Source organism: Pantoea sp. 1.19, from assembly GCF_001922585.1.
Lineage (GTDB): Bacteria > Pseudomonadota > Gammaproteobacteria > Enterobacterales > Enterobacteriaceae > 1-19.
Window position 1 is genome coordinate 235,581 of sequence record NZ_MRBS01000001.1, and the last position, 24,962, is coordinate 260,542.

At 52.9% G+C, this 24,962-nt stretch carries 31 protein-coding genes and 2 pseudogenes; 29 read left to right on the forward strand and 4 right to left on the reverse strand.

The genetic code is table 11. The annotated features are described in order from the left end of the window. Nucleotides 1-13 precede the first annotated feature (13 nt). The 24 genes from BS626_RS01325 to BS626_RS01435 all read left to right on the forward strand — a co-directional run bounded on the left by BS626_RS01325 (nucleotide 14) and on the right by BS626_RS01435 (nucleotide 15,652). Nucleotides 14-334: a hypothetical protein gene (locus BS626_RS01325; protein WP_075180605.1), complete on the forward strand. Its 321-nt coding sequence runs from the start codon at nucleotides 14-16 to the stop codon at nucleotides 332-334. Nucleotides 335-351: 17 nt separating this feature from the next. Continuing rightward, nucleotides 352-813, forward strand: coding sequence for a hypothetical protein (locus tag BS626_RS01330; protein ID WP_075180606.1), 462 nt, complete (start codon nucleotides 352-354; stop codon nucleotides 811-813). 218 nt (nucleotides 814-1,031) lie between these two features. Beyond that, complete coding sequence (locus tag BS626_RS01335; protein WP_075180607.1) at nucleotides 1,032-1,229, forward strand: AlpA family transcriptional regulator; 198 nt, start codon at nucleotides 1,032-1,034, stop codon at nucleotides 1,227-1,229. Next, the gene (locus tag BS626_RS01340; RefSeq protein WP_075180608.1) at nucleotides 1,229-1,648 is read left to right on the forward strand and encodes a hypothetical protein; all 420 of its coding nucleotides are present in this window, start codon (nucleotides 1,229-1,231) and stop codon (nucleotides 1,646-1,648) included. Before BS626_RS01335 ends, BS626_RS01340 begins: the two co-directional genes overlap by 1 nt. A 13-nt stretch (nucleotides 1,649-1,661) precedes the next feature. Beyond that, the gene (locus BS626_RS01345; protein WP_075180609.1) at nucleotides 1,662-2,249 is read left to right on the forward strand and encodes a BRO family protein; all 588 of its coding nucleotides are present in this window, start codon (nucleotides 1,662-1,664) and stop codon (nucleotides 2,247-2,249) included. Then, nucleotides 2,210-3,262, forward strand: a complete 1,053-nt coding sequence (locus tag BS626_RS19030) for a host cell division inhibitor Icd-like protein (RefSeq protein WP_371328473.1) — start codon at nucleotides 2,210-2,212, stop codon at nucleotides 3,260-3,262. Before BS626_RS01345 ends, BS626_RS19030 begins: the two co-directional genes overlap by 40 nt. After that, on the forward strand, nucleotides 3,252-3,896 hold the full coding sequence (locus BS626_RS01360; protein WP_075180612.1) for an ORF6N domain-containing protein: 645 nt from the start codon (nucleotides 3,252-3,254) through the stop codon (nucleotides 3,894-3,896). The genes BS626_RS19030 and BS626_RS01360 overlap by 11 nt, the downstream gene beginning before the upstream one ends. Continuing rightward, the gene (locus BS626_RS18530) at nucleotides 3,893-4,069 is read left to right on the forward strand and encodes a hypothetical protein (RefSeq protein WP_170870419.1); all 177 of its coding nucleotides are present in this window, start codon (nucleotides 3,893-3,895) and stop codon (nucleotides 4,067-4,069) included. Before BS626_RS01360 ends, BS626_RS18530 begins: the two co-directional genes overlap by 4 nt. Then, nucleotides 4,066-4,260: a hypothetical protein gene (locus BS626_RS01365; RefSeq protein WP_075180613.1), complete on the forward strand. Its 195-nt coding sequence runs from the start codon at nucleotides 4,066-4,068 to the stop codon at nucleotides 4,258-4,260. Before BS626_RS18530 ends, BS626_RS01365 begins: the two co-directional genes overlap by 4 nt. Further along, complete coding sequence (locus BS626_RS01370; RefSeq protein WP_075180614.1) at nucleotides 4,257-4,436, forward strand: hypothetical protein; 180 nt, start codon at nucleotides 4,257-4,259, stop codon at nucleotides 4,434-4,436. The genes BS626_RS01365 and BS626_RS01370 overlap by 4 nt, the downstream gene beginning before the upstream one ends. Beyond that, the gene (locus BS626_RS01375) at nucleotides 4,433-4,651 is read left to right on the forward strand and encodes a hypothetical protein (protein WP_075180615.1); all 219 of its coding nucleotides are present in this window, start codon (nucleotides 4,433-4,435) and stop codon (nucleotides 4,649-4,651) included. The genes BS626_RS01370 and BS626_RS01375 overlap by 4 nt, the downstream gene beginning before the upstream one ends. Further along, nucleotides 4,648-5,223, forward strand: coding sequence for a hypothetical protein (locus tag BS626_RS01380; RefSeq protein WP_083615865.1), 576 nt, complete (start codon nucleotides 4,648-4,650; stop codon nucleotides 5,221-5,223). The genes BS626_RS01375 and BS626_RS01380 overlap by 4 nt, the downstream gene beginning before the upstream one ends. Nucleotides 5,224-5,231: 8 nt before the next feature. Then, on the forward strand, nucleotides 5,232-5,582 hold the full coding sequence (locus BS626_RS01385) for a hypothetical protein (RefSeq protein WP_075180616.1): 351 nt from the start codon (nucleotides 5,232-5,234) through the stop codon (nucleotides 5,580-5,582). Further along, a complete protein-coding gene (locus BS626_RS01390) occupies nucleotides 5,569-8,334 on the forward strand; it encodes a TOPRIM and DUF927 domain-containing protein (RefSeq protein ID WP_075180617.1) in 2,766 nt (921 codons plus the stop codon). The genes BS626_RS01385 and BS626_RS01390 overlap by 14 nt, the downstream gene beginning before the upstream one ends. A gap of 361 nt (nucleotides 8,335-8,695) precedes the next feature. Further along, nucleotides 8,696-9,139, forward strand: coding sequence for a single-stranded DNA-binding protein (locus BS626_RS01395; RefSeq protein WP_075180618.1), 444 nt, complete (start codon nucleotides 8,696-8,698; stop codon nucleotides 9,137-9,139). A gap of 92 nt (nucleotides 9,140-9,231) precedes the next feature. After that, nucleotides 9,232-9,708 (forward strand): ProQ/FINO family protein, encoded by a 477-nt coding sequence (locus BS626_RS01400; protein ID WP_075180619.1) that lies wholly within the window; start codon nucleotides 9,232-9,234, stop codon nucleotides 9,706-9,708. Then, the gene (locus BS626_RS01405) at nucleotides 9,695-9,967 is read left to right on the forward strand and encodes a PerC family transcriptional regulator (RefSeq protein WP_075180620.1); all 273 of its coding nucleotides are present in this window, start codon (nucleotides 9,695-9,697) and stop codon (nucleotides 9,965-9,967) included. Before BS626_RS01400 ends, BS626_RS01405 begins: the two co-directional genes overlap by 14 nt. Before the next feature lie 87 nt (nucleotides 9,968-10,054). After that, the gene (locus BS626_RS01410) at nucleotides 10,055-10,594 is read left to right on the forward strand and encodes a hypothetical protein (RefSeq protein ID WP_075180621.1); all 540 of its coding nucleotides are present in this window, start codon (nucleotides 10,055-10,057) and stop codon (nucleotides 10,592-10,594) included. Nucleotides 10,595-10,741: 147 nt separating this feature from the next. Beyond that, nucleotides 10,742-10,918, forward strand: coding sequence for a hypothetical protein (locus BS626_RS18535; RefSeq protein ID WP_170870412.1), 177 nt, complete (start codon nucleotides 10,742-10,744; stop codon nucleotides 10,916-10,918). Beyond that, nucleotides 10,918-11,244, forward strand: a complete 327-nt coding sequence (locus tag BS626_RS01415; protein WP_075180622.1) for a hypothetical protein — start codon at nucleotides 10,918-10,920, stop codon at nucleotides 11,242-11,244. Before BS626_RS18535 ends, BS626_RS01415 begins: the two co-directional genes overlap by 1 nt. Nucleotides 11,245-11,253: 9 nt before the next feature. After that, nucleotides 11,254-14,394, forward strand: a complete 3,141-nt coding sequence (locus BS626_RS01420; protein WP_075180623.1) for a tape measure protein — start codon at nucleotides 11,254-11,256, stop codon at nucleotides 14,392-14,394. An 80-nt stretch (nucleotides 14,395-14,474) separates the two neighbouring features. Further along, a complete protein-coding gene (locus BS626_RS01425; RefSeq protein WP_075180624.1) occupies nucleotides 14,475-14,915 on the forward strand; it encodes a hypothetical protein in 441 nt (146 codons plus the stop codon). A gap of 247 nt (nucleotides 14,916-15,162) precedes the next feature. Beyond that, nucleotides 15,163-15,387: a hypothetical protein gene (locus BS626_RS01430; protein WP_075180625.1), complete on the forward strand. Its 225-nt coding sequence runs from the start codon at nucleotides 15,163-15,165 to the stop codon at nucleotides 15,385-15,387. Nucleotides 15,388-15,391: 4 nt separating this feature from the next. After that, the gene (locus tag BS626_RS01435; protein WP_075180626.1) at nucleotides 15,392-15,652 is read left to right on the forward strand and encodes a hypothetical protein; all 261 of its coding nucleotides are present in this window, start codon (nucleotides 15,392-15,394) and stop codon (nucleotides 15,650-15,652) included. 943 nt (nucleotides 15,653-16,595) lie between these two features. Here BS626_RS01435 and BS626_RS01445 read toward each other — a convergent pair. The 3 genes and pseudogenes from BS626_RS01445 to BS626_RS19035 form a co-directional block, all read right to left on the reverse strand. Beyond that, the gene (locus BS626_RS01445) at nucleotides 16,596-17,039 is read right to left on the reverse strand and encodes a hypothetical protein (RefSeq protein WP_075180628.1); all 444 of its coding nucleotides are present in this window, start codon (nucleotides 17,037-17,039) and stop codon (nucleotides 16,596-16,598) included. A gap of 73 nt (nucleotides 17,040-17,112) precedes the next feature. After that, the gene (locus BS626_RS01450) at nucleotides 17,113-17,484 is read right to left on the reverse strand and encodes a hypothetical protein (protein WP_075180629.1); all 372 of its coding nucleotides are present in this window, start codon (nucleotides 17,482-17,484) and stop codon (nucleotides 17,113-17,115) included. 330 nt (nucleotides 17,485-17,814) lie between these two features. Beyond that, nucleotides 17,815-17,952, reverse strand: a pseudogene (locus BS626_RS19035) (DUF4942 domain-containing protein); the annotation flags it as partial. A 195-nt stretch (nucleotides 17,953-18,147) separates the two neighbouring features. Between BS626_RS19035 and BS626_RS01460 the strand changes: the two are divergent. From BS626_RS01460 to BS626_RS01470, 3 genes and pseudogenes are all read left to right on the forward strand, one after another. After that, complete coding sequence (locus tag BS626_RS01460) at nucleotides 18,148-19,488, forward strand: DUF262 domain-containing protein (RefSeq protein WP_075180630.1); 1,341 nt, start codon at nucleotides 18,148-18,150, stop codon at nucleotides 19,486-19,488. Next, nucleotides 19,475-21,379, forward strand: coding sequence for a DUF262 domain-containing protein (locus tag BS626_RS01465; RefSeq protein WP_075180631.1), 1,905 nt, complete (start codon nucleotides 19,475-19,477; stop codon nucleotides 21,377-21,379). The genes BS626_RS01460 and BS626_RS01465 overlap by 14 nt, the downstream gene beginning before the upstream one ends. Nucleotides 21,380-21,607: 228 nt before the next feature. Further along, nucleotides 21,608-22,528: pseudogene (locus BS626_RS01470) on the forward strand (IS5 family transposase). Between the two features lie 184 nt (nucleotides 22,529-22,712). Here BS626_RS01470 and BS626_RS01475 read toward each other — a convergent pair. Further along, on the reverse strand, nucleotides 22,713-23,099 hold the full coding sequence (locus tag BS626_RS01475) for a cupin domain-containing protein (RefSeq protein WP_075180632.1): 387 nt from the start codon (nucleotides 23,097-23,099) through the stop codon (nucleotides 22,713-22,715). A 968-nt stretch (nucleotides 23,100-24,067) separates the two neighbouring features. On the opposite strand from BS626_RS01475, the gene BS626_RS18540 reads away from it, so the two are divergent. Together BS626_RS18540 and BS626_RS01480 are read left to right on the forward strand one after the other, a co-directional pair. Further along, nucleotides 24,068-24,244: a hypothetical protein gene (locus tag BS626_RS18540; protein ID WP_170870420.1), complete on the forward strand. Its 177-nt coding sequence runs from the start codon at nucleotides 24,068-24,070 to the stop codon at nucleotides 24,242-24,244. A gap of 80 nt (nucleotides 24,245-24,324) precedes the next feature. Continuing rightward, nucleotides 24,325-24,960, forward strand: a complete 636-nt coding sequence (locus tag BS626_RS01480) for a hypothetical protein (RefSeq protein ID WP_083615866.1) — start codon at nucleotides 24,325-24,327, stop codon at nucleotides 24,958-24,960. The last annotated feature ends 2 nt before the right edge of the window (nucleotides 24,961-24,962 follow it).

Below are 24,962 nucleotides of genomic sequence, written 5' to 3' on the forward strand. Positions count from 1 at the left end.
GTGAGGTGGCGTTATGTTAGATATTGCGAAGGTTCTTAAGGAACGTGACAGTGAGTTTATAAGCCTTAGGGAGCTTATTTCCAGAATACGCTTACAGCAACCACATGTTGATGAGTCTCAGGTTGCTGATTTCCTTTACATTCAACATCAAGAAAATAACCTCGGTGAATGGGTTAAGCAAGGAATCGCTAAAACCATAGAACCAACTGATGGCGGTTATGAGGATGTAGAGCTTGAGTCGTTGCTAAAAGCTATTCACGAGGAGAAATGTGTTCCTGAGATAATAGAATCCCCGTGGCCAAAGATTGATTTTGATGATGATATACCGTTCTGATATCGGAGGAATTTAATATGGCAAAATCTTGGCCGGAAACTAAACAGCATTGGTCTGCTCCTCATTTTGACACTTATGGATTCAGACGTTCTGAATTAAAAGAGTTAGCGGATAAACTTGGGATCGATTTGTCTGTGCCTCTTGAAGAGGTCAAACCAGCATCTGTTAAGACTGATGAAAGAAATCCTATGAGCGATTCCGATATTGAAATTTTGCGCATGGAGATAGACACGCTTAAGCGTCAACTTATCAAACTTGAAAATGAGCGACCAATTCTAATCAAAAAATATCGAGAAGATGATCCCCTATTTCTTGCTATACAAATTAGAAATAAAGAATGGGCTAGATATGATCATGAGAATGATAGAGCCACGCGAGCAAACCAAGCTTCTATCAGGCATGAACTGGAAGAAATGGGTTTCACCAATCGCCAAGCAGAGTCGATAGAACTAGTTGCATGCCCCATTAAGCGGGGGTAAAACCCGCACCCTCAGGGTAGTTAGGCGGAAAATCTTCTAACCCTGAGGGCTTGTTACTCCTAACCCTCAGGGTAGTTAAGCTTTCATGGGTAAGCGCAGCCATGAACCCTAAGGGTCTTTTCCGCATTATTCTCCCTCATGCTTGAGGGTATGAAAATAAACATGTTTTTCATGCCATCATTTACCTTGTACACCGCAATAGACGTTACGAGGTAAATATGTCTCAATCACTAATTCGCTTATCAGAAGTTCAGCGCCGTACAGGCTATAGCAAGGCGTGGATTTATCGTTTGCTTAAAGAAAGTCGCTTTCCTCAATCAGTAAAAATTGGTTCCCGCGCTATCGCTTTCGTTGAAAGTGAAGTTGATGAGTGGGTTAATCAGCGCATCGCCGAATCTCGTGGCGAGGTAGCTTAATGCAAAAGAAAACCCGCACAGAGGCGGGCATCGTCGGACAGGGCAGCACCTGTAATGATATGCCTATCGCCAATATTAAGCCAGCACCCAAAAAGCACCGCGCCCGCGTTTACATGATGCGCACCGGCGTTAATGGTTTCACTGAGAACGAGATCCTTCGATACTGCCGGCTGTCTTCAGGGAGAAATTATGCCTCCGATTTAGAACGACGGCTTGATATTCAGCTTGAGCGCATTAATGAGCCGAACGGCGACGGGATCGGCAGCCACTTCCGTTACCGGATCACCTGTCGCGCTGACGTGATGCGCGTTATCCAACTGGTTAACCGTAATGCTGAAGCTGGTGGGTATGCCGGACTGTCTCAGCATGAGGTTAACGAAATCCTTTCCCTGTACCCGGATGCGTTCAACGTCGCTTAACGGAGCCTGACAAATGAAAACTGAAAAAAGCAGATTGAATTCTAAGGCCGCCCCTCAGCCTACCACCAGCATCAACGCTATTTTCGCCGCTGATGAAGATAATATTTCGGTTATTAAATTCGAGGGGAAGTCGGTGCGAATCGTCAGCATTTGCGGTGAGCCGTGGTTTATCGCCAAAGATATTTGTGAGGCGCTGGAAATTTCCGATCACAAAGTCGCATTGCGTCGATTAGACCACGATGAGAAGGGGGAGTGTTTAACACCCACCCCCGGAGGCCAACAGCTTATGCGCACAGTTGGTGAATCCGGTTTCTACAAATTGATCGCCCGCAGCCGCAAGGCCACCACACCCGGCACATTCGCCCATCGATTCACTAACTGGGTATTCCGTGAGGTCATCCCATCTATCCGCAAGACGGGCAGCTATGGTGTTCCGTTCGCTTTCCTGAACGATCACAGCAAGCGACAGGCTGCCTATGACAAGAAGGCCAGCAAGCGCGGCAAAGACCTTCAATCCTGCAAAGCCGAAAAATCACGCCTGATTGCAGAAGAGGCTGAGTTATGGCGCAAGTATCAGCCCCAATTGCCGGAGGTTCACTGATGAACGCCGCCCAAGTTAAAGGCTTCCCGCTGGCTGGCATGACGTCCGGGCACTATATCTACCCGCCTGATATGGCTGCCGGGAACCTCACAAAACCAGACATTGAGAGCAGTCCCGGAGCGGCCGGCTTGTTGTCAAAAGTTGATATTCAAAACCTGAGAAAACCTGAATTTGATGCCGAGTCAGCAAGTAGTTTCGTGACCAGTACGCGAGGGCTGGCCACTGGCAACCGTTTCGATACCGCAGCGCCCGGAGTTTCGTTAGCAGTACGCGAGGGCGAGGCGCTTACCCTCAATAAGGTGGTGAGCTATGCACAGGCAAAACTCTTAAAGAGTTACGGTTTAAAGAAGGGCGGCAATACTCAGGCGGGACTGGTTGTGTTTCTGGAGTCCGTAAAAAAGGGCGGGATTTCAAATCCGCCCCTTTGCAGTATGCAGGACGACTATCAGCCCTTTGGTTCGATGCCTAAACGCTCAAGCTCTTTGCGTCCTAGCGTCTTGAGCCAGTTAGCCAAACTCACACCGGACTCAGCAGCCACAGATTCAAATTGTTCTTTAAGTTCCGGGGTTATCCGCATTCTGAATTGTGGGGATTGCCCTTCACCTTTTGGACTCTTATCGCGCTTTATCATTGACAGGTGGTCACCTATTAAATTAATCTCACCGTTATTAGGTGGTCACCTTATCATTGTGCTACCTATAAAAACAATGCCCCGCAGTGGTGGAACACTAACAGGGCATCTAACTACCAGCGTTATTATCAGTAACGAGGAAGCTGTTTTGAATCATACCACACACCCGCAAGGGCGGAACGCTCACGACCTGAATTCAGAGGCACAGCAGCCGTCATTTATCTGGCTGATTGCTGCCGTTCCGCGTAATTGCCAGACAATCACCGCAAAGATTCACCATATCGAAGCACAATCCGAGCGCGAAGCCCGTCAGTCGCTTGCTCGTGATCACGTCACATTCTTTGCCGGACGCATACGCAAAGGAGGTGCTTATGCTCACTAATACCGCGCCAGCAATCAGCCAGGCCATGCCAGCCGTAGAGTACCGGGGCCAGCGTGTCGTGACGTTTGCCATGATTGACGAGGCCCACCAGCGCCCTGATGGTTCAGCGCGTCAGGCTTTTAACCGTCATATTGAGCATTTCATCTCCGGCACTGACTTTGTAAAGGTTTCAGCCGATGAATACCGCGCCCTTCTTTCCAGTCAGTACGCCATAGACACGCGCAAAAAGTGCGCGTCTATAAAAGACACGCGCAAAAAATCAGCAGAAAAAATCACCGAGGACGTGACGCTGATATTTGAGTCTGGCTATTTGATGGTTGTAAAACCGTTCAAAGACTCGCTTTCGTGGCAGGTACAGCGCGAGCTGGTCAACAGCTATTTCCGCCCGTTCGCCGCCTTTGCTGACATTCGCCCGATCCCCATTCCTACGCTGGCAGAGCTGGACGCCATGCCGTTACAGCAGGCGCAGAGCGCCATCGCTGCCGCAGAGCGTAAATCCCACTGGCGACACGGAAAGCACGGCAGCGCAGAGATGAACCAGCGCAGGCGCGAGCTGAAACTAATCAGGCCCGCCATTGCATACCTGACCGCCATTACACAGATGACTATCCCCGGACTGGAGAACGTGAAGTGAACCGCAAAGACCAACTCACACAGAATGATGCTATCGACGCGCTGGGGAAAATCCGCGCCCTTCTCAATGCTGCCATGTTTCTGACTGCCAGCGATGAAGAGTCGGAAGCCGGGGCGGATCTGATCCAGATTGCCGAGCGCGTGGCAGCCCGTGCGCTGGGAGGCGAAGCGTGAGCCATGAAATCACATTAGAGCAGGCGGCAGAACGCGCCCACCAGATAGAAATCATCGCGCGGATGATAGAGCAACACCCGCACCGCATGGACTGGTCAGAGGTGGAAGCCGTCGCGGCGCTGATTGGTGAGCTGTCAGGCAGCGTTGTGATATGGCTGGGGGGAGAGATGGCGCAGAGGGCGGCAAAGTGAATAAAAAGCTAAGCAATGAAACCGTCATGTGCCGGATTCAGCAGGCGCAGACCGTGCTCAGCGTATGGCTGAACAGCATGACCAAGGATGACGGCAACGCGCCCGATATGGTGGACGCCGTGCTGACAATTTTAGACGGGCTGGCCGATTCGCTGGCTATGGAGGGCGACCAGTGAGCCGGATCATTAGCGCAGAAGATGCGTGTTGCCAAATTTCACAGGCGCAGGCAGTTCTTTCCCTTTGGCTTGAAGCGGAAAGCGGCAGCAACGAGCGTGCCTGCCAGATTATCGGGACGCTTATCACGTTGCTGGATGGCGTGCCGGAGGCGGTGGACGCGCTGATCGGTGACGTCATGAGGCTGGAGAACAACCGGGGCGGGGGGAAGCCATGAAAGTAGGACGGTACGCAGAAGCAACGCCAGACGGAATCAGGGACGGGAATTCCCTGACGGGCTACCGCACCGCAATCCGCAAGCTGGACGCCGGGGACTCAGACGGCGACCTTTTCACAGGGCTGAGAGCGATCTCTCTGATATGGGAGGCGGAACGCCTGGGCTATTTCACGCCGACCGGCGAGCAGTGGGCCGAGACGTGGCGCTGGGTAGTCGCCGCGCTTTTCATCATTGAGCAGAGAGAGACCTACAGCACCATCGAGGTGAAAAACGAGCAGGGAGGAACCGACACCGCCACCATTTACGCCGGAGAGCATGGCGCGATTGCCGTTTATCCGGCAGCGGAGCGATTTTCACTGGCAAACCACATCGAGGGTCTGGCGCTGGAGAAGTACGGCGCAGAGGCTGGCTATCCGCTTGCCGTGGGCATCTATAAGACGATGACGGAAGCCATACCCGGCAAGGGACTGAGGCTGTCAGAGCAGGGGCGGATGGCGCTGGCGATGCTTCATGACGGATTTATCGAAATGCTGAACAGCGAGGGCGTACCTGATGCGCCGGTAAAGCACTGAGAGGCCAGATGATGACAAAAAACTTTGAATTAAACGCCCTGGCTAGCCAGTTCGCCGCAGCCGTGTATGACAGCGTAAGGCAGCAGAACGGGGGCGACTGGTTTCCGATGACCATTGGCGGCGCTCGCATTGAGGTGGCCGTTACCGATGGGGCAAAGGGTATTCGTGAGCTGGTGGACTCGTTCGCCCTGACCCCGCTCAAAGAGGGGTATCAGCAGTGGGAAAGAATGGGGATCGTGCTGATGAAGAAATGCCTCACAGGGCACGGACTGACTGAGTTCGGCGGGGAGATCTGGAAAAGTATGATTGCAGATATGGCGGAGTCACTGGCAGAAGGGGGGATCGATGAAAAGCATTGAGCTGATCCGCGAAGTCACCGCCGCCGCCGCAGGGCGCTGGCCTCATGTGCTGGCCGGCCTGTCTATTGACGTTCCAGACTCACCGCGCCGCCATGCCGCGTGCCCCGCTTGCGGGGGATCTGACCGGTTCCGGTTCGATGATAACGGGCGGGGTTCACACATCTGCAACCAGTGCGGGGCTGGCGACGGGCTGGACTTAATAGCCAAGGTGAACCAGTGCGACGCTACGGAGGCGGCAAAACTCGCCGCTGACGTGATGGGTATTGATTACCGGGCAACACAATCACCCGAAGAGGCCAGCCAGAGAAAGCAGCAGGCCGAATCCATGCGCCACCGGCGCGAGCAGGAGCGCCAGAAACAGGCCGCAGACGAAGCCGAGCAGCGCCGGAATACCTTTGCCCGCCTGTTCAGTGAGCGCCTGCAAAGCAGCGCACAGGGGGAATCGGTTTACCTGTCCGGCAAAGGGCTGGCCGGGTTCACCTTCCCGATCCTGCCCGATGGGTCATTGCTCCTGACGCTGGTGGATGATTCAGGCGAGGTTGTGGCGGCGCAGAACATTACTCCACGCGGAGAAAAGCGACTTCTGACCGGTTCGGCAAAGCGCGGGGCATATCACGCCGTCAACGCAACGGCAGCGCCGGAGAGCGTCTTAATTGCCGAAGGGCTGGCGACGGCCTTGTCCATTCACCTGATGCGACCTGACGCGCTGACCGTGGCGGCGGTTGACGCGGGCAACCTGCTGCCCGTGGCTGAGGTTATGCGCCGCAGATACCCGGACGCGCAGATCGTCATTGCCGGGGATAACGATTATCACGACGACGAACAACCGAATACCGGGAAGTTGGCAGCAGAGAAAGCCGCGCAGCGCGTTTCCGGTTCGGTATCAATCCCGCCGGGAGAGCAGAAATTCGACTGGGACGACTACCGCCAGCAGTTCGGTACAGAAGCCGCCAGAGCGGCGCTCAGGGATTCGATTTATCAGCCGGAGGGCGTGCAGGTGAAACCACAGTTACAGGCGATTGATGGCGGTAAGGTTACGGTAAGGGATGAAGCATCCGACCCGCTGAAGCCGCGCATTGAGAGCCGCGCCGATGGGGTTTTCTGGATAACGCCAAAGGTTGATAAGGATTCAGGCGAGATAATCAATAACGAGAGCTGGTTATGCTCACCGCTGGAGGTTATCGGTACCGGAAGGGACGATAAAGACCAGTATCTGATTGTGTCCTGGCTGGCGTTCGGCGCTGATTCACAGACGACGGCAGCGATCCCGCTGGCAGATATTGGCGAGCGTGAGGGCTGGAAAAGGTTGAAAGCTGGTGGCGTGAACGTCACCACGAAAAACGCGCTACGGGCAACGCTGGCCGACTGGCTGCAAAGAAGTGGAAGCCGCGAGCTGTGGCGCGTGGCCGACGCGACGGGATGGCAGTCTGGCGCATATATCATGCCCGACGGCGACGTTATCGGGCAGCCTGAGCGCCCCGTGCTGTTCAACGGCAGAAGTTCAGCCGCTGCCGGCTACAGGGTCAAAGGCTCAGCAGAGAGCTGGCGTGATTCAGTTGCCCGGCTGTCGTATGGCAATTATTCGATGATGACCGCCGTCGCCGCCGCGCTGGCCGCACCATTGATCGGACTGGCAGAGCGAGACGGGTTCGGCATCCACTTTTACGAACAGTCGAGCGCGGGGAAGACCACCACGCAGAACGTGGCCAGCAGCCTCTACGGCAATCCCGACGCACTTCGCCTGACGTGGTACGGGACGGCGCTGGGGCTGATAAACGAGGCCGCCGCCCACAACGACGGCCTGATGCCGCTGGATGAAGTCGGGCAGGGTTCAGATCCGGTCAGCGTTTCACAATCCGCATATGCGCTTTTTAACGGCGTTGGCAAGCTACAGGGCGCGAAAGAGGGAGGGAACCGGGACTTAAAACGCTGGCGAACTATCGCTATCAGTACCGGTGAAATGGACATGGAAACATTCATCGCCACTTCAGGCAGGCAGACCAAAGCGGGCCAGCTTGTCCGGCTCCTGAACATCCCCATGACTAAGGCGGTCAATTTCCACGGGTACAAATCGGGTAAAGACCACGCTGACGCGCTGAAATTCGCCTGGCAGAAAAACCACGGGGCAGCCGGCAGGGCATGGGTGAAGTTACTGGCGGGCGACAAAGACAAAGCGGCCAGAACTGTTCGTGAGTGTGAGGAACGCTGGCGCAGCCTGATTCCCGCAGACTATGGGGAGCAGGTACACCGCGTCGGCGGCAGGTTCGCCATTCTGGAGGCCGCTTTGCTTCTCAGCAGCGCAATCACTGGCTGGGATGCTCAGGCGTGCCGTGACGCTATCCAGCACGCCTATAACGCATGGCTGAAAGAGTTCGGCACAGGGAACAAAGAGCACCAGCAGATCATTGAGCAGACCGAGGCTTTTCTTAATGCCTACGGCCTGAGCCGGTTCGCCCCGTTTCCCTACGATCCGGCCAGCCTGCCAATACAAAACCTTGCCGGTTATCGGCAGCGAGGGGCGCACGACGATTCACCGATGACGTTTTTTACCCTGCCCGCGACGTTTGAGAAGGAGATCGCCAGAGGATTCAACAAGCAACAGGTTGCCCGCGTGCTCAAAGAAGCGGGGATGCTTAATCCGCCAGCAGACGGCAGAGGCTACCAGCGAAAAACGCCAAGGATCGACGGCAGGCAAATAACCGTCTACGTCCTGCAATTTTTGCCGGAGGAAGAGGAAGGCCAGCCAGATTAATTCTCTTTTTTCACGTGTGAGGAATTGCTGTCGGTTCAGTCGGTTCATTCGGTTCAGTAGATTAATTGCTTTGATTTATAAGGTTTTTATTACTGATTCTGAACCGACGCTGAACCGAAAAATTGTCATTTTGAACCGAAAGTAAGCGAGGCGATATTTTTCTGGCTGGCAGTGAACCGAAAAAGCATGGCGCTGAACCGACGCCAAAAAATAAGAGTCGGTTCAGCGAAACCCAGAGCTGGCGCGGGCTGCAGGGCAGTGAACCGATGAACCGAATGAACCGACACGTTTTTGCTTATATACAGAAAAAAAGTCGAGCCGTTCACAGGCGATAAGTAAAACTAATAATCGAGGGCAAAAAATGAGCGCACAGGTATCTGCATACGGGCGGCTGGTGGCCGATCCACAGATCCGCACAACAACAACCGGGAAGCATATGGCAATGGCACGGTTATCCGTGGCGCTTCCCTGCCGTACCGCACAGAACGGCGAGGCTACGTTCTGGCTGGGCGTGGTGGCTTTCGGCAATCAGGCCGCCGCGCTGGCAAAGCACGTTAAGGGCGACATGATAAGCATTGCCGGCAACATGCAGCTTAACCAGTGGGCGGCTCAGGATGGAGCGCAGAAGGAGCAGCCGCAGGTTATCGCTGACAGCGTGATAAGCGCCAGGACGACGCGACCGGGAGGAAGGAAGAAAGCCAGCTATCAGGAAAGCCCACCGGCAACAGGCGCAGCGCCGGGATGGGACACGCACAACCCGCCGGATGGGTTCGATCAGCGGCCACCTTTCGACGATGATTTTTAAGACGTGCGGCGGGCTAAGCACCCGGCACAACCGATGCCGCCCGCCATTTTCAACACCAGCAGGCCACCAGCACCACGACAGAGGATAAGGCAATGCAAACCCTGAGCATTAAGCGCAAACCAAAGGGGCTGTATTCAGCGCCAGAGAAGCCCAAAGAAACGACCGCCTCAGCACCAGGGCAAGCGGCAGCCAAACCAGCTAAAGGCGCACCAGCGAAAGCACAGACAGCGAAATCAAAGAAAACGGCGAAAGCCCGTATCAGGAAGATAAAGCGCCTGTCTGAGCACTGGCCTGAGCTGTTCAACAGGGAAGCGCCAAAGCCGCTCAAGGTGGGTATCCTGCATGATGCCATTGCCGATATTGAGGCCAGAGGGATTCAGTTCGGCACAGGCTCATTCAAGGCCGCGTTAGCCGGGTATACGCAGAGCGCCAGCTACCTGATGGCCTTATCATCTGGCGGGCAGCGTTATGACCTGACAGGCCAGCCGGCGGGTGAAGTGACAACCGAACAGCAGCAGAAAGCCACTGAGGCGCTGAATAAGCTCAAGGGGGCCGCTGATGGTGAATGACAAAATGGCGCAGGAACTGGAATCAAAAGGGCTGTATCGCAGAGCCGCCTCACGCTGGCTGGAAGTGTTCGACAAATGCGAGACCGAAGCCGGCAGAGAGTGGCTCAAAAACCGGCGTAATCAGTGCCTGGCAAAGCGAGTGCGCCCCGCCGTGCTGGTCGATACCTTTGGTGATGTCACCAGAGCAGCAGGCGACACACAGCGTAGGATGGGATTAGCCAGACCGGGCGGCGAGGCGTTCAGACTCAAAGCCAAATAAATGACGCTCAATCTATGGATGGTTTTTATTGCCATGGGACGCTCAGCCCAATAGGATTAGTCTCACCAATACTGACGGGATAGGGATATGAATAAAAAAAAGATAGTTTTGTTTTCAGTGGCGGCGTTGGGGTTCATAGCCTTGAGCGGGATACTACTGGTGCCGCCCGAAAAGTCTTACGACGCTGGTATGGTTTCAGTATGTAGTGAAATTACGAAAGATAATATGAAATCACCAAGCTCATATAGATTGGGAAAATCAATAGTGGTAACAAAAGTACTCACTCAGGATGAGGCCATTTCAAGGTTGTACAAAGGAAGCGGTAGTCCTTTGAAAAAATACATCAATGATGGTTCCCTTAAAATGTATCTTTCTGATGCTTATGTAGATTATGAGGCTGAAAATTCTTTTGGAACCCTGATAAAAAACACTGCGATTTGCCAATATCAATACCTTCAACCAACCTCTAGCCCGTCTTTCGAGATGATTCAGTATCATCTAGGAGGAAAGGTTATCGAAGGCACTGATTTACTGATTGTTTCCGGTGCTAAGGATCATCGTATTGGCAAAAACTCAATAATCCAAAAAATGAGATATATACATTACAAAATAAGTGGGATTTTTTGAGCATAGTAACCTCGTTTCGGCGAGGTTTTTTATAAACAAAATATTCGATCAAAACGATCAAATTAACGTTTCATAAATCGGCATGAATCACTCCACTATTTCAGTAATTGCAATTATAATTACTGTATAAAATAACAGGAGGTGTCCATGATCCAGCAGCCAACCGTCAAACCCGTACTGATGCGGGTTGAACAAATCGAAGCCCTAAGAAAAATTCAAGAACAGGAACGCGCTAAATCACCATTAGGCGTGGCTCCAACTATTCACGTTATCGCTCGCGGCCTGATGGATAAAGCATTTGCCCAACTGGATCAGGAGGCGTGATGGAACGGCTACAGCGCCTGGCTGAAACTATCGCAGAAACATACATCCGTGACCGAATCCGGGAGCATGGCAACGCACAGTTCACCCATAACGGTAAAACCGGTGAGACGCGCCGCGAATTGCTGGCGTCGGGGCTGGTTGATAACTGCGTTTATGCTGCCCGCAGCAGCGGCAAGGCTGATTATGAACGTGAGGCATACACCATGCTGATGGAGATGATTTCTCTGAGCGGCAGGGAGTACCAGGTAACAAACCACGGGCTGAACGTGATCGAAACTATGCACCGCGTCGCGCTGGCTAAAAGCTCGCCTCGCGTCAGTCATTAAGGGGGATGAATGGATGGCACCAAATTAGGGGGCTTCTATTACGAAGTTGATCTAGAGCTTGAGAGGGCGCTTGAAAAGGCGGCAAAGCTCGATAACACACTTGATGGCATGGGTGAATCCGCTGTTAAAGCGGGCAAGCAGATCAATGTCGCAGAGCGCTCAATGTCATCGCTTTCCCGCGTGGCCACTGCGATTACCGCTGCCCTGTCAGTTCAGCAAGTCGCCGCCTATGCCGATGCCTGGGCAAACGTTAACAACAAACTGGCTAACGCTGTCAGGCCGGGAGAGCAGTTGGCTTCTGTTACTGAGCGCGTTTTCAATATTACACAGCAAACCCGCTCAAGCCTCGACGCCACTGCGTCACTGTATGCCCGATTAGAGCGAGCGACCCGGCAGTATGGAACCAGCGCAGACGATCTCGCCAAGCTCACCACCATCATTAACCAGGGATTTGTGGTATCGGGCGCTACCGCACAGGAAGCTGAAAACGCCATTATCCAGCTCTCGCAAGGTTTAGCCTCTGGCGCACTGCGTGGTGAAGAATTTAACTCAGTGAACGAGCAGGGGAACCGCCTTATCGTAGCGCTTGCTGATTCAATGGGCGTCACCATAGGCCAGATGCGTAATATGGCGGCACAGGGCAAGCTGACCACTGATGTTGTGGTTAATGGCCTGTTATCCCAAGGATCTAGCATCGGACAGGAATTCGCCAGGACTACAGCAACAATCGGCCAATCCCTTGAGGTGGCTGGAAATAACATCACACGATTCGTTGGTTCGTCTGCGACGGTGAAGACAGCAGTGGCTGTATTTAACAGCGCAGTGATCACCCTTTCTGAAAACTTAGAACTTGTATCAACAGCCATTCTGGCTGTTAGTGCGGTAATGGGGTCCAGATATGTTGGTGCGCTGGCAGCAGCAACAGCTGGGCAAATAGCCAATGCCGCCGCTGCTTATCGTGCGGCAGCAGCTCAGGGGGCAATGTCAGCAGCCGCAGCCGGGGCGAGGAGTATGCTTGCCTTAATTGGTGGCCCCGCAGGCGCGGCCACACTGGCAGCGGCAGCAATATTCTATTTCTACCAGAAGGCTCAGCAGGCAAAACAGGAAAGCATCGACTTTGCCGATAAGCTAGATGCTGTCATCTCCAAGATGAAGGAGATGAACCAGACTCAGATTTCCGCAGAGATAGCGAAAGCGCAGCAATCAATCATCGACCAGAAAGACGCAATCAGCGAGCTGCGAGGCGAACTGGCAGCGCTGGAGCAAAAGAAAACATTTATCGAGCAGGCCGCCCGCATCCGCGGTGCTGCCGCTGTTTCCGCAGATTATGAGCAGGTACAGCGTGATATAGCTATTCAGGCCGGCAGGGTAGACGCAGCAGAAAACAAACTTAGCCAGACAGTGAGTAAGACGGGCTTATTGCGCGCTCAGTTGAATGGCAATCTTGCCCAAGGCATTGACCTGCTTAAGCGTGATGGGGATCAGGCTGGTTTAGCAAGCGGATTGATGAACCAATTTGGAAATGCCATCAATTTTGCTTCCAGAGCCAAAGAAACATTCAACTCCACTAGCCTGATTGTCAGCAGGCCTAAAGACATTCAGGACTATCTCGACAACCAGCAGGAACAAATTGACCTGCAAAGTGAGTTTAACGAGAAGAAACGTGCCCAGCTCAAGGCTGAAATGGAGATTCGCAATCTTGCCAAAAAGGACGGCAGCCCCGACTCCGACCAGATAGAACGTGATGTTCAGCTGGCACGCGCAAGGGCCGGTGTAGCGTTCGACCAGCAGAAAGCAGAAGAAAATCGCCGGAAAGCCCAGCAGCAAAGCGAGCAGCAAGATAAGCGGTCAGCCTCTTCGGCAGAATCTGTATCGCAGAAGCTGGAAAGCCTGCGTCAGCAATCCGAATTATCAGCAGATTCTACACATGAAATGAGCCGGTCTCAGGCCGTTCTCCAGGCTCAGTTGTCACTGGGCAAAGGGGCCACTCAGGAGCAAATTGCGCTGGCCGGTAAGTATCGTGGAGAGATATGGGATACGTCCGCAGCAATCCGCGCTCAGGTTGCTGCTATGAAGTTAATTCCCGAGCAGGCAGAGAACACCCGCTATAAGCAGGATGTCGCTGACCTCAAAACGGCGCTGGAGCAAAAGACCATCACTCAGCAGCAACATGACGCAGTCGCCGAGCAGATGGAGCAGCAACACCAGGTGAACTTAGCCAAAATCATGGCGACGCAGAACACTGTGGTTAGCCCGCTTCAGGAAGCTCAAGGGGCTATAGATCCGGTTCAGGCTCTGGCCAATGAAAACGCGAAAAAGTTAGAACTGATAAAGCAGTTTGAAACAGAAAAGGGACAAATTACCCTCAATGGCCTGGCATTAATGAATGCTGCCAACACTCAGTACGAACAGCAGCGCATAGCGGCTCAGTGGGAGGTTTACCGCAACCAGAGCGCCGCTAATAGCCTTCTGGCTGACGCGGTTGACTCTCTTCAGGGTGGCGCGACTAATGCCATTACCGGCCTTCTGAATGGCACTCAGAGACTCAGTGAGGCATTCGCCAACATCGGCACCACAATCCTGAATAGTGTGGTCAGTGGTCTGGTAGAGATGGGCCTGCAGTATGTGAAAAACATGCTCATGGGACAGACAGCAGCATCAGCAGCGCTTGGGGCAACAGCAACGCAGGCAACAGCCGCAGCAGGGATGTGGGGGCCGGCAGCAGTGAGCGCATCGATCGCCACCATGGGAACCGCTTCAACCGTAGGCACAACAGCCTATTCAACAGCGTTGATGGCTTCTAAAGGTTTAGCTGTGGCCGGTGCGCGTGAGCACGGCGGCCCAGTCAACGCCAACAGCATGTATCGCGTAGGCGAGGGCGGCAAGCCGGAGATCTTTAAAGCCAGTAACGGCAGCCAGTACATGATTCCCGGTGATAACGGCAAGGTTATCAGTAACCGTGATTTGTCCGGCGCTGGTGGTGGGAACGTAATTCATCAAGAGGTCAATTTCCATATAACCACAACCGGAGGAATTGACGCCGCTACTCAAAAACAGCTGGCCGGCATGATGAAGCAAGTCGCACTCTTCCAAATGAAAGAGGAAAGCACTCGCGGAGGCGGGATGCTCCAGCCACGTCAGAAAAAATAACTCAGCATCGCAGGGACGCGATCATGTTGAGTTTGGTCAAGGTAAAACGGGTTTGAGAAATAGCGAAAGGTGGCAGACAGATGCCTGATAGCAGGAAAGAACAGGGAAAGCACCCTACCCGCTGGACTAAGGGGAAGTCTGGAAATCCCAACGGCAGACCCGGCAAGGGCGCGGAGATCCGCCGAAAGCTGATGGAGTTAACGCCTGATGCCATGAAAGCCATAGAGGACGGCATCAAGAGCGGAGACACGGCTTGTCTCAAGATATGGGCTGACCGTTGCGACCCGGTGAGCAAGGCAACATTGCCCACGGTTGAGTTCCTAGCCGACACAACAGACCTGACCCGGTTCAGCCTTTCGGTACTCGCCGCCATATCAAAGGGCGAGGTATCACCGGATATTGGCTCGCATATCATCAATGCCGCCGCCAGCGCCGCCAGAGTCGCAGAGATTGACCAGATGAAGCGCGAGCTTGAGGAACTGCAAAAACAGGTTGAGGAAATGCTTAACGAACGTCCGTAAGACTCTTGCCGAAATGAAAAGGCAGATTGAGAGCACCAGACCCGTTGAGGACGCCCCCGTCATTTTCCCCGGAGATGATGAACCAAGTTCAGGCAAATTTATCCGACTGCGAGTGATTGACGCCTCAGCAGGTAAAAAATATGACGACACTCAACACCATCCGTAAAATTAAAGCCAGATTTGGCGAGGCATGGCATGAGGACTACCCAGTTGGAGATCCGCGCCGTATTAAACTGGAATATGACCAATGAGCATGAAAAGCCAGATTGCCGCACTAGAGAAGGTCATACATGCTATCAGGCCAAAGCCAGCCAGTGATAACCCACCACCAGAACGCAGCCAGTTTATAAAAGCAGACGGTTTTATTGATTCATCAGCCTGGCTAGCCGCAGTCGCTGAGTGGAGTATTAAGACGTTCGGCAAGCCATTAAAAGAGATCGCCGAGCAAATAGCCGAAGAGGAAGGGTTTTAGCCTGATGACCACCAGACAGAAGCTGATAGCGATTAGAAAGATGATAGACGGCAGCCAGCCAGAAGATAAATTCGATTCGCTGGTATTATCTGCCTTGATTGACGAGTTATCCGGGACAGCACCAGAGGGGAACGCTGACGAGGTGGCGAAGAAGCTACACGCCAGAACAGGCTACACATTCCCGCATAATGCTGAGATGAAAGAGCTATTCGATTCTGTCAAAGATGGCGCAGCGCATATCAGGAGGCTAAGAGATGACAGTTAGCAGACAGATAACGGAGTTAAAAAAGATTGTCTCAGGCATGAGACCAGATCCTGAGCACAGCCCAACAGAAATCTATCTGATACCCATGAGCCGGGACGAAAGCGGCAGCATTAACGAGGGCGAGGCTGTTTTATTGTGGAGGAAAGGGGCCGGGGGCAGGTAAAGAGTTCACCGCCCTGCCGGCAAAGTACCGCCGCCTAGCCTCTTTTCACACCGCCGCAGGTTAGAAAACTTTTTTTGCCCTTTTCCCGCGCCACCCCACCGTGATTCGGGTGTTTGCACCTGCGAAATGGGTTCCCCAACTTTCGGGACAGGTAAACGAAGTTTACCCACTGGGTGAGAGGGGGGAGGGTAAATCTTCAGCCGCTTTCCGCTAAATGACCGCCGCCAAAGTTCTGCTATCACGCTAACCCGATTTTTTTAGTTTTATAGGCCGTCACAGCCGCGCTGTAAGTACCGGAAAGAAGCAGCACAGCCGTGATTATCCTGCCGCCTCAGTGCTACGATAACAGGCTCAGAACAGCCGAGGCGCACAACCATGACCCCACAACAGATAGCCGCCCTGACAGCCGCAGAGATGGAGTATTCAGGTCACAGCATAACGGCAGCCGACCACAGAGAGATTCAGCGCAAAGTCACCGACGAACTAGCCCGGCGTAAACGGTTCGGGGAGATGATGAAAGCACCTGCATGGCAATGGAAGAAGCCGCAGCGCCTGAGATAGCGGTACGAAGGTTCCCGTAGTGGAGGCTCTGAAATCGGAGCCACCTACCGGGAAGTAACAGAGTTACCGCCAGTCACCCTGTTACTGTTTTACATCCCTACAATTCCGGGTATGTAGACCGACCGGAACCACAGGCGGTACACATGAGAAAATCACACATTTAAAATCAGGCAGAACATCCGGGATTATCCCGCATGTAAAAGGGGAGGATTATCCTCTTTAAACACTGGCCTGATTCTGCAAAGCCGCATTGATAGCAGCCAGATTGCCGCCTTTCCGCTTCCACGCGCTGTAGATGTCCTTATCCCACGCCTTGCCCGCCAGAGTCTGATAACCCGCCTCGTTAAGACGTTCCGCGATGATGCGACCGTTATCAAACCCCTGCCTGATAGTGGCCGCCACGATACCGATCACCGCCCTTTCGTCGTATTGATTGGGAGGGATGCCCTGCTTGCCGCCAATCAGCGCCGCCGCCGCCGCTTCCATGCGTTCGACCAGCGGCAATATTCGGTGATCGAGATTACTTTCTGGCTGGCCCAGCTTGTGAGCAATGGCATCAATCAGCCAGGCGGTTTTATCAGCGCCAGAAGCAGACACGGCAGAATTGAACGCCTCGACCATATCGGCAGGGAGGCGAAAAGTAACAGACAGGGATTTACTCATTAGGGCCACCAGCAGCAAAGGAACAGGAGGCCATTTTACTACTGTAAGACAGTGTAAGACAGTCGCCAAGCCATTAAGTTACCCTGGCATATTCGCCCTCGATGGCATCATGCTTTCCGCCGGTATCGGGCAGCAGTGCCGTGCTACCGGGAAGCCCATAACGGGAGCAGTGACACCAGACGCCGCCGCCAGATCCAGATTGTGTGGTGTCCTGCCGCTGTTCGTAGCTGGTTATCTTTTCCAGCAGACCATCCCTTACCATTGCCTCGAGCGTTCGCCTGGTGGATTCGAGCATGTGCCGCTTATCGAATGACTCAACACCATGCAGCAGATAAGCAACGCCGGAGACGTCAAAAGGGGGTGGGCCAATCTCACCGGTCACCCATTCCAGACTTTCAGGCTCAAAGTAAGTAAGTACCTCTTTTTTACGGCTGGTCATTCTCATGGCTGGTGGGTTCCTTAATGTAGGAGAGAACTATCATACAATAAAGGGTTTCAGCTTATCGCGTTATGCAGAGAGTTGAATGCGCCTGCGATGGATGAAAAACAGCCAAAATGAGGTGTCACAAAAACGTTTGGGGGTATCTTTGGGGGTATGTGTGATTTTGAAACTTATAAATTTCGCTATTAAACATCAAGTTGTAGGTTATTATTCAATCCTGTAGGGGTGCCAAATAAATTCAATCGGTTATACTAAATTCCCTATCTTGGTTCATACTTTTCAAAAATTTATGTAACGGCTGGTGTAAGTAAAATCTCTTAACGCAAATCAACGTTAGCGTGAGCTAGCCAGCATCCCCGGATAGTGATTCGCCAAGATATCATTCATCTTTCTTGTCAGATCGCACCGCTTAAAAGTTATGTGCGCGGTTCCTTTCTGGAAGTAACGCATACTGAAAAAATTATCTTCGTAGTGGGCTGCTACAACCTGCCACATGTAGCAGGTTGTAGCAGGGTATCGAATGCATTTTTCAAATTTTACTAAAAAAATTGAAGCCAAAGGAAATGCGCTAATGGCCCTTTGTCATAAACCCAACCGCAGTCAGACAGTCAGACTGCCGCCATTTGTTCAACTGGCAACTACGATTGTTGGGCAGGTATTGTAATCATGGGACAGGTAAACTATCAGGTAAAAAAAGTTGGGGACCTGCTCAGGCAGCAACTCACTATTCCTTCCTACCAGCGTCCCTACAAATGGCAGCCCAAACATGTTAATCAACTGATTGATGACGTGTTAAGCCACCGGGATAAAGAATGCTACCGGCTTGGAACGGTAGTGTTGCACAAAGATGAATTAAAACCAGCTAGTGCGATAGCGCTTAATATTGTTGACGGACAGCAGCGACTTCTGACGCTCACACTACTCTGTACACTACTTGATCAACGCAGTAAGTTTTCATCCCCCTTGCTGGAGCAGGTATTTGCTTCAAGGGTGAGTATTAATAACCTTGAGCATAATGCCAAAGTTATTGAAAGCCGCCTCGTGGGGCTTAATGATGATGAACGTCAATCACTGCTGCATTTTGTGTGTAACCGATGTGAACTCATCGAAGTAACACTCGATGACTTAAGCGAAGCGTTTCAGTTTTTCGACTCGCAAAATGCCAGAGGCAAGGCCCTTGCGCCTTATGATTTGTTAAAGGCATACCATTTACGCGAGATGATGCAAACAACCGGGCAGGCGGAACGGCTCCACCATGTCAGCCTTTGGGAGCAAGGTGTCAGTCCGGATGATGAATCCGCCAGCCTTCATCTGATTATGGGCGAGTTCTTGTTCCGTCAGCGCCGTTGGCTGGATGGCGACTATGGGATTCAGTTCAGTCGTCACAATCTTGAGGTGTTCAAAGGGATCAACCTCTCCACATGTGATTACCACTACCTACAGTCTCTGCTGGCCCTGGATTTTGCCGTTGAACATTACAATAACGACCCCGCAAGGAAGTGGGATAAGCAGCATCAGTCTTACCCGTTTCAAATTAATCAGATCATCATTAACGGAAAACGCTTTTTTGAGTACATCCAGTACTACAAGTCTTTGCATCACACCCTGTTTGATGGTGAGAAAGCGTTGCTTGGCGATTTCTTAAAAAAACATACCCGTTATTCCGGATGTTCACGTAAGGGAGATATGTATATCAAAAATCTCTTTATGTGCGCTGTGATGGCCTATTACGATAAATTTGGTGACCATGAATTAGCTCAGGCAGCAAAAGTTTGTTTTTGCTGGAGTTATTACTTACGACTGCAATATCAAAAAATCGGCATGGACAGTATTGATAGCTATGCGCGTGAGGCCCGAGGATTGTTAAGAGTGATGGGTAAAGCCATTCACCCACAACAAGTTCTGCGCTTCGAGCCAAAGCGATGTGAAAATATCCGCTTTCTCAATGCCAGGTCCGTACAGGATTCAATCGCCAAAATGCTGGGAGATGTCGATGACAACAAGTAACGATTTAGCATTGCTGACTGTCGAAAAATTATTCAGCGAAAACAGCCATTATGTTATTCCCATTTACCAACGTAACTACGCCTGGGGAGCAGCGGAGATCGAGCAGCTCATTCAGGATATTGCCGATGGTATTCAAGACTTTGAAAAGACCGGAGAACAGAAAGAGGCGAAATACTATCTGGGCAGCCTGGTAGTGTATATCCGGGATGGCGCTGACAGCCCTCATAAAGATGCAATCGTTTATGAAACGATTGATGGACAGCAAAGACATACAACGCTGTCGATTTTGCTCGCATACTTAAAAACCGTTGTTCATGGCAGCGAACAAGTTTTATCGCACCTTCACCTCAATCTTGACTTTGACAGCCGTCCCAAATCAGCACGAACACTGCAAAATCTGTTTCAACAGGCGCAGAACAGCGATCCGGAAGAACCCTCAATCCGGGCTGCGTTTACCCTTATAGAGCGATACTTTAAGATCCATAACATAGACACCAGCGACTTCTGCCAGTATCTGCTCAAACACGTGACTATTTTGCGTGTCCCAGTGCCTAAAGATACCGACCTCAACCACTACTTTGAAATCATGAATAACCGGGGTGAGCAACTGGAAAAACATGAGGTATTGAAAGCACATTTGATGTCGGTTTACAGCGGCGACACGGCTTCAAGAAACAGCTTTTCAGCCATATGGGATGCCTGCGCAGACATGGGGCGCTATGCACAATTAGGCTTTAACCCGGAGGCTCGCAAGGTTTTATTTGGCGAAAAATGGTCAGGTTTCCCAACCGATTTTGTGGAAATCAAGTGCGTGACAGAAACCCACCATAGCACAGACGAAAAACCGACACTGCGGAACATTATCGGGACTCGACGCTTTCATGACACCGATAACGACGATGAAAAAGTCAGAGAGCAGCGCTTTGATTCTATTATCGATTTCTCCAACTTTCTGCTGCATGTTCTAAAAGTGACTGTTGGCGACAACGTTTCTCTGGATGATAAAAAGCTGCTCCAGGCCTTTGAGATCATAAAAAATGACAGAGAAAAAATCACTCAATTTGTGTTTGATTTGTTGAAGTTTCGCATCTTGTTTGACCGCTATGTCATTAAACGCGATAAGGCAAACGATCAGGAGTGGAGCCTTCAGAAGCTTGAGTGTTATGAACACAATAATAATTCAAACTTTGGCTATAAAAACTCCTTCGGTAAAGATGGGGAGACTAGTTTAACCAAACGGCTGGCGATGATCTTGTCTATGTTCCATGTCTCACATCCCGCCTATGTTTACAAACGATGGCTCAATCGCTCTCTGGTCATTCTGAATGGTCTTGCTTCGAACGAACTCGACATAAACGGAACGGCTTATCTGGAGGCGCTTGAGAAGCTCAGCAGTGAGTTTCTGTCTGAAATCTGTGGTGAAAAAGAGCAATTTAATACTGATCCTCTGCATCGTGGCACTGGTGTGCAGAACTATGTGTTTAATTTGCTCGATTATCGCTTGTGGCGTGATCTCACTGCGGGTCAGAGCTTCGACGGTAAAGGGGCTAATCATCCCGATATTAAGAAACACTTCGAGGATTTCCAGTTTTCACCGAGTCGAACATCGGTTGAGCACTATTTTCCCCAAACCGATCCGGCTGGTGTAAATAAAATGGGGAATGATGTCCATCGTTTCGGGAATCTTTGCCTGATTTCACCAAGCAGCAACTCAAGACTCAGTAATTATTCGCCTGCGGATAAGAAAAAATTCTATGCTGAAACAGAGCGAGCTGAGAGCTTAAAACAAGCCATCATGATGAGCTATGAGGAATGGGGACCTGAGGGGCAAGGCATCAAAAACATTGAAAACCATGAAAAGGCGATGTTGATACTACTAAAAGGTGACTGAGGTATGCGTTATCACGAACTTGTATGTTGCCATGTTGATTTTTAAAAATAGGTGTCTGATACAGGGCTGCGCAGCCCTAAGTCCGCAATCACAGGTAGGGTGAGAGGTTTATCTTTCACCCCTGGAGGGTTAACAAGTAAGCCTACTCATGGGCTTTGTTGAATAAATCGCAATTTTGCCCAACGGCAGGTTCAGATCACCGATTATTCTGATAACGCAGGTAGTACCGTGGCAACGCAGAAGTACAAAATCACTAACGGGAAGAACGACAATAACGCCCTCATTTATCGTAGTTTCGTCACTGTCTGGCTGGACGACGATGAATGAGGGCAGGGTGCGAGCCAGCAGCGCCTTCATCACGAGGCAGACCGTTGCGTTATTCAGACCTTGCCATCACGACCGTTCTGGTCGTTAAGCGCGTTTTCCGGCTGACCCTGCGGGCCGCACAGGGCTTTATTGATTCCATTATTGCCCTGACGGGTATCCGTTACGCTGCCCGGATGACACCCGTGTCAGCAAACGGGCGCAGTCCGTCGATGTCAGCTTTAAACCCTCACCCGGAGCGAAATAGCGCATCGGGCCATGGATTCCACAGGCCTGAAAGTCTTCGCCGAAGGTGAGTGGAAAGTGAAAAAGCACGGCAAGGAGCAACGTCGTATCTGGCGAAAGCGGCATCTGGCCGTCGATGCAAAAACACATGAACTTATTTGCGCAGACCTGTCGCCGAACAATGTGACCGATTCAGAAGCCTGCCCGGGCCTAATCCGACGGACACACCGGAAAATCAGGCCTGCGGTAGCAGACGGGGCTTACGCTACACGTTTAAGCCGCGTCGAACTGCGTCGCAAAAAAATCAGTGCCGTTATCCCTCCCCGGAAAGGCGCGGGTTACTGGTCAGGTGATTATACAGACCGCAGCCGTGCAGTGGCGAATCAACGACTGAGCGGAAGCAGTGCCCGGTGGAAATGGACGACAGATTATCATCGTCGCTTAATAGCGGAAACGGCAATGTACAGGGTAAAGCCGTTGTTCGGCGGTGCGCTGACGCTACGGGACTACGACGGCCAGATTGCAGAGGCTCTGGCTATAGTACGTGCACTGAACAAAATGACGAAGGCGGGCATGCCGGAAAGCGTGCGTATTGCCTGAATGATGGTCTGTTACAGGGCAACTCGCCCTCAAATCTGATTTATTCAACAAAGCCGTTATCAATATGGGGCCCGGGCAGGCTCATCTACTACATGATGTGCAGGGCCGGGAACCGGGAGTTACCGTTCAATATTGCTGCCTTCATTAAACCGACCCCACTCCCGGGGGCAGAGTCGGTTTTCCCTCAGGCTAAATCGGCAAACAGCGTCCGGTCATCCTGGAGATGTGACGGTGGACAGAGGAAGATAAAGTCGAGCTGCGTAGTGGCAACCAGCTGATGAGCGGTATGTTCAGCGATCGGGAAGGTATCGCCCGCCTGCAGATCGTGACTGCGTTTGTTGGTTAATTGCCCGTCTGGGCCAACGTCGGCCAGCCAGATACGGCCCTCTCCGGCCAGCACGATATACCACTCATCGCCGTGGGCGTGGGCGTGGCAGCCGACTCGCTTGCCCGCTTCAAGCCGGGTACCGAAGCTGCTGAGCTGGCGGCCGGGAACCAGCGGGGCGATACGGATGCCGACGCTGCTATCGTGCCCGGCGTTGGCGATTTCTGAGTAAAACCCTTTGATCATGTTCTGTTCTCCATGCGATTGCGCGATTGTGCTGTTAAGCCTGGTTCAGTTTACCGGAAGTGCCCGATTTTTTGCTGTGCGATGCGGCGTACCCGCTGACCGGAGCCCCGCGAGGTTAGACGCTCTCGCTGACCGTAGACGCTGGCGTACTCCGGGCAGCAGGGCCGCGCAGCGCACGCCGGGGAGACGACGGCTGACATCGCCAAGGTACTCATTGGGCAAGGGCGAAGACCGCATGCGGCCCCGAGGTGAGGAGCCAGCGGCGCTTCGGACAGGCAGCGGCCATGCCGGACGCGGGGGAAAGGTCAGCTGGCCGTCACCCGCCCTGTGACTGTCTGTCCCTGCGGTTGACCGTTCCGGGCTCAGTGGCCGGCGGCGTGCATGCACATCGTGATGCCGCGGGCCCGCTTCGATCCCGCGGCGGCGGGCCGCGCGGTGCCGACCGTTATCCGTTGAGGCGCCCATCGCTAAGCGCAGCGGCGGTTCAGTCGACACGGCACTCATGCCCGTGTCGGGGGGGCAACCGCACGCCGGTAGCAAAGCCGTCGGCGACGATGTCGGGAAAACCGCCGCCGGTGTCGAATGCGACGCGGCTACCCGGGCAGGCTTGCGGCAGGGGATCCAGCGCTGGCAGCAGGGAGTGTGCCTGCCGGGTTGCCTGCAGGGGATCCGCACGGTGCCGGCGGGGTTATCGTGCAGTTCACTGCGCCGATCGCGTTCGACATCCCTTTAATCTAAACGGTGCCTCATCGCGTTCAGCCGCCGTTCGCCCACGGCGGCGGTTGAGACGCGGCGCGCTGTGCAGAGGCCACGCGATCCGGTTTTTCGTGGTTTTTCGCGATAAATCAGGACAGCTGATTGCGTATTATTCCGAGCTTAATTTTGACTTGCCGGGCTGAACGCGTTATTCATACCGTCCGCGCGCGAGTTACCGGTTGGAGTACGCTGAGTTGGATTATGCAGGAGAGATGCACCAGGAGGTCTTTCGCCTGATCGGTGCAGCGACCCGCCAGCTGCTGGCTGAGGGGGGCGCGTTAAGCGATGAGAGTATTATTTCCAGCGTGCAGTCGCTGGGGCGCTTTGAGGATGAACGGCTGGTCGAGTTCACGCTGATGGCGCTGAAAAGTTCGCTGTATTCACGCTGAGGACGGCGTCGCCTGTCGGCGGCGGCGATTCCAGGCCAGGATTGATGCGTTCCTTATCCTCCGGTATGACAGGAGACCGCGTGAAAATTGATCAAGCCAAAGAGATCATGCCGATACTCATTCCCGATACCAGTTTCAACCAAATTCTGAGTCCGAAAGTCAGCAATATTGACGATACGGCGCAGTTTATTGCCGCCGGCACCGCCGACTACGCCGTCAGCGGACTGACGCTTCCGCCGGGCTACCGCATCGTCAAGGCCGGTGGGGAAGCGCAGTACCGGGTATTAACGACCACGCAGCCCGCCGAGACCGTGTATGCCGTACGGCTGGAGTTTATGCGCGATCTGACCTGGCCCGAAACCGCCTGCGTGCAGGTGATGGTCTGGCGTACCCGCCAGCCGGGGCACGAACCGGCCGTCCACGGCATCGCCCGCCGTTTTTTTTGTCACTTTCTGGAAACCCACGCGATCATCATCACCGACAGTGCCCAAACGCACGCCGCACGCGTGATGTGGGAATCACTGATTGCCTGGGCGCTGGACACGCCGGGCCACCATATCTACGTGCATGACAGCGCGCAACAGCCGCCGCTGTGTCAGGAGATTACCCACTGGGATGATTTCTATCCGCGTTGGGCCAACTTCTGCTGGGGCAGCGACGCCCGCAGCCACCTGCACCGGCGTATCATCATCAGCACCCATTCGCTTAGCGACTAATG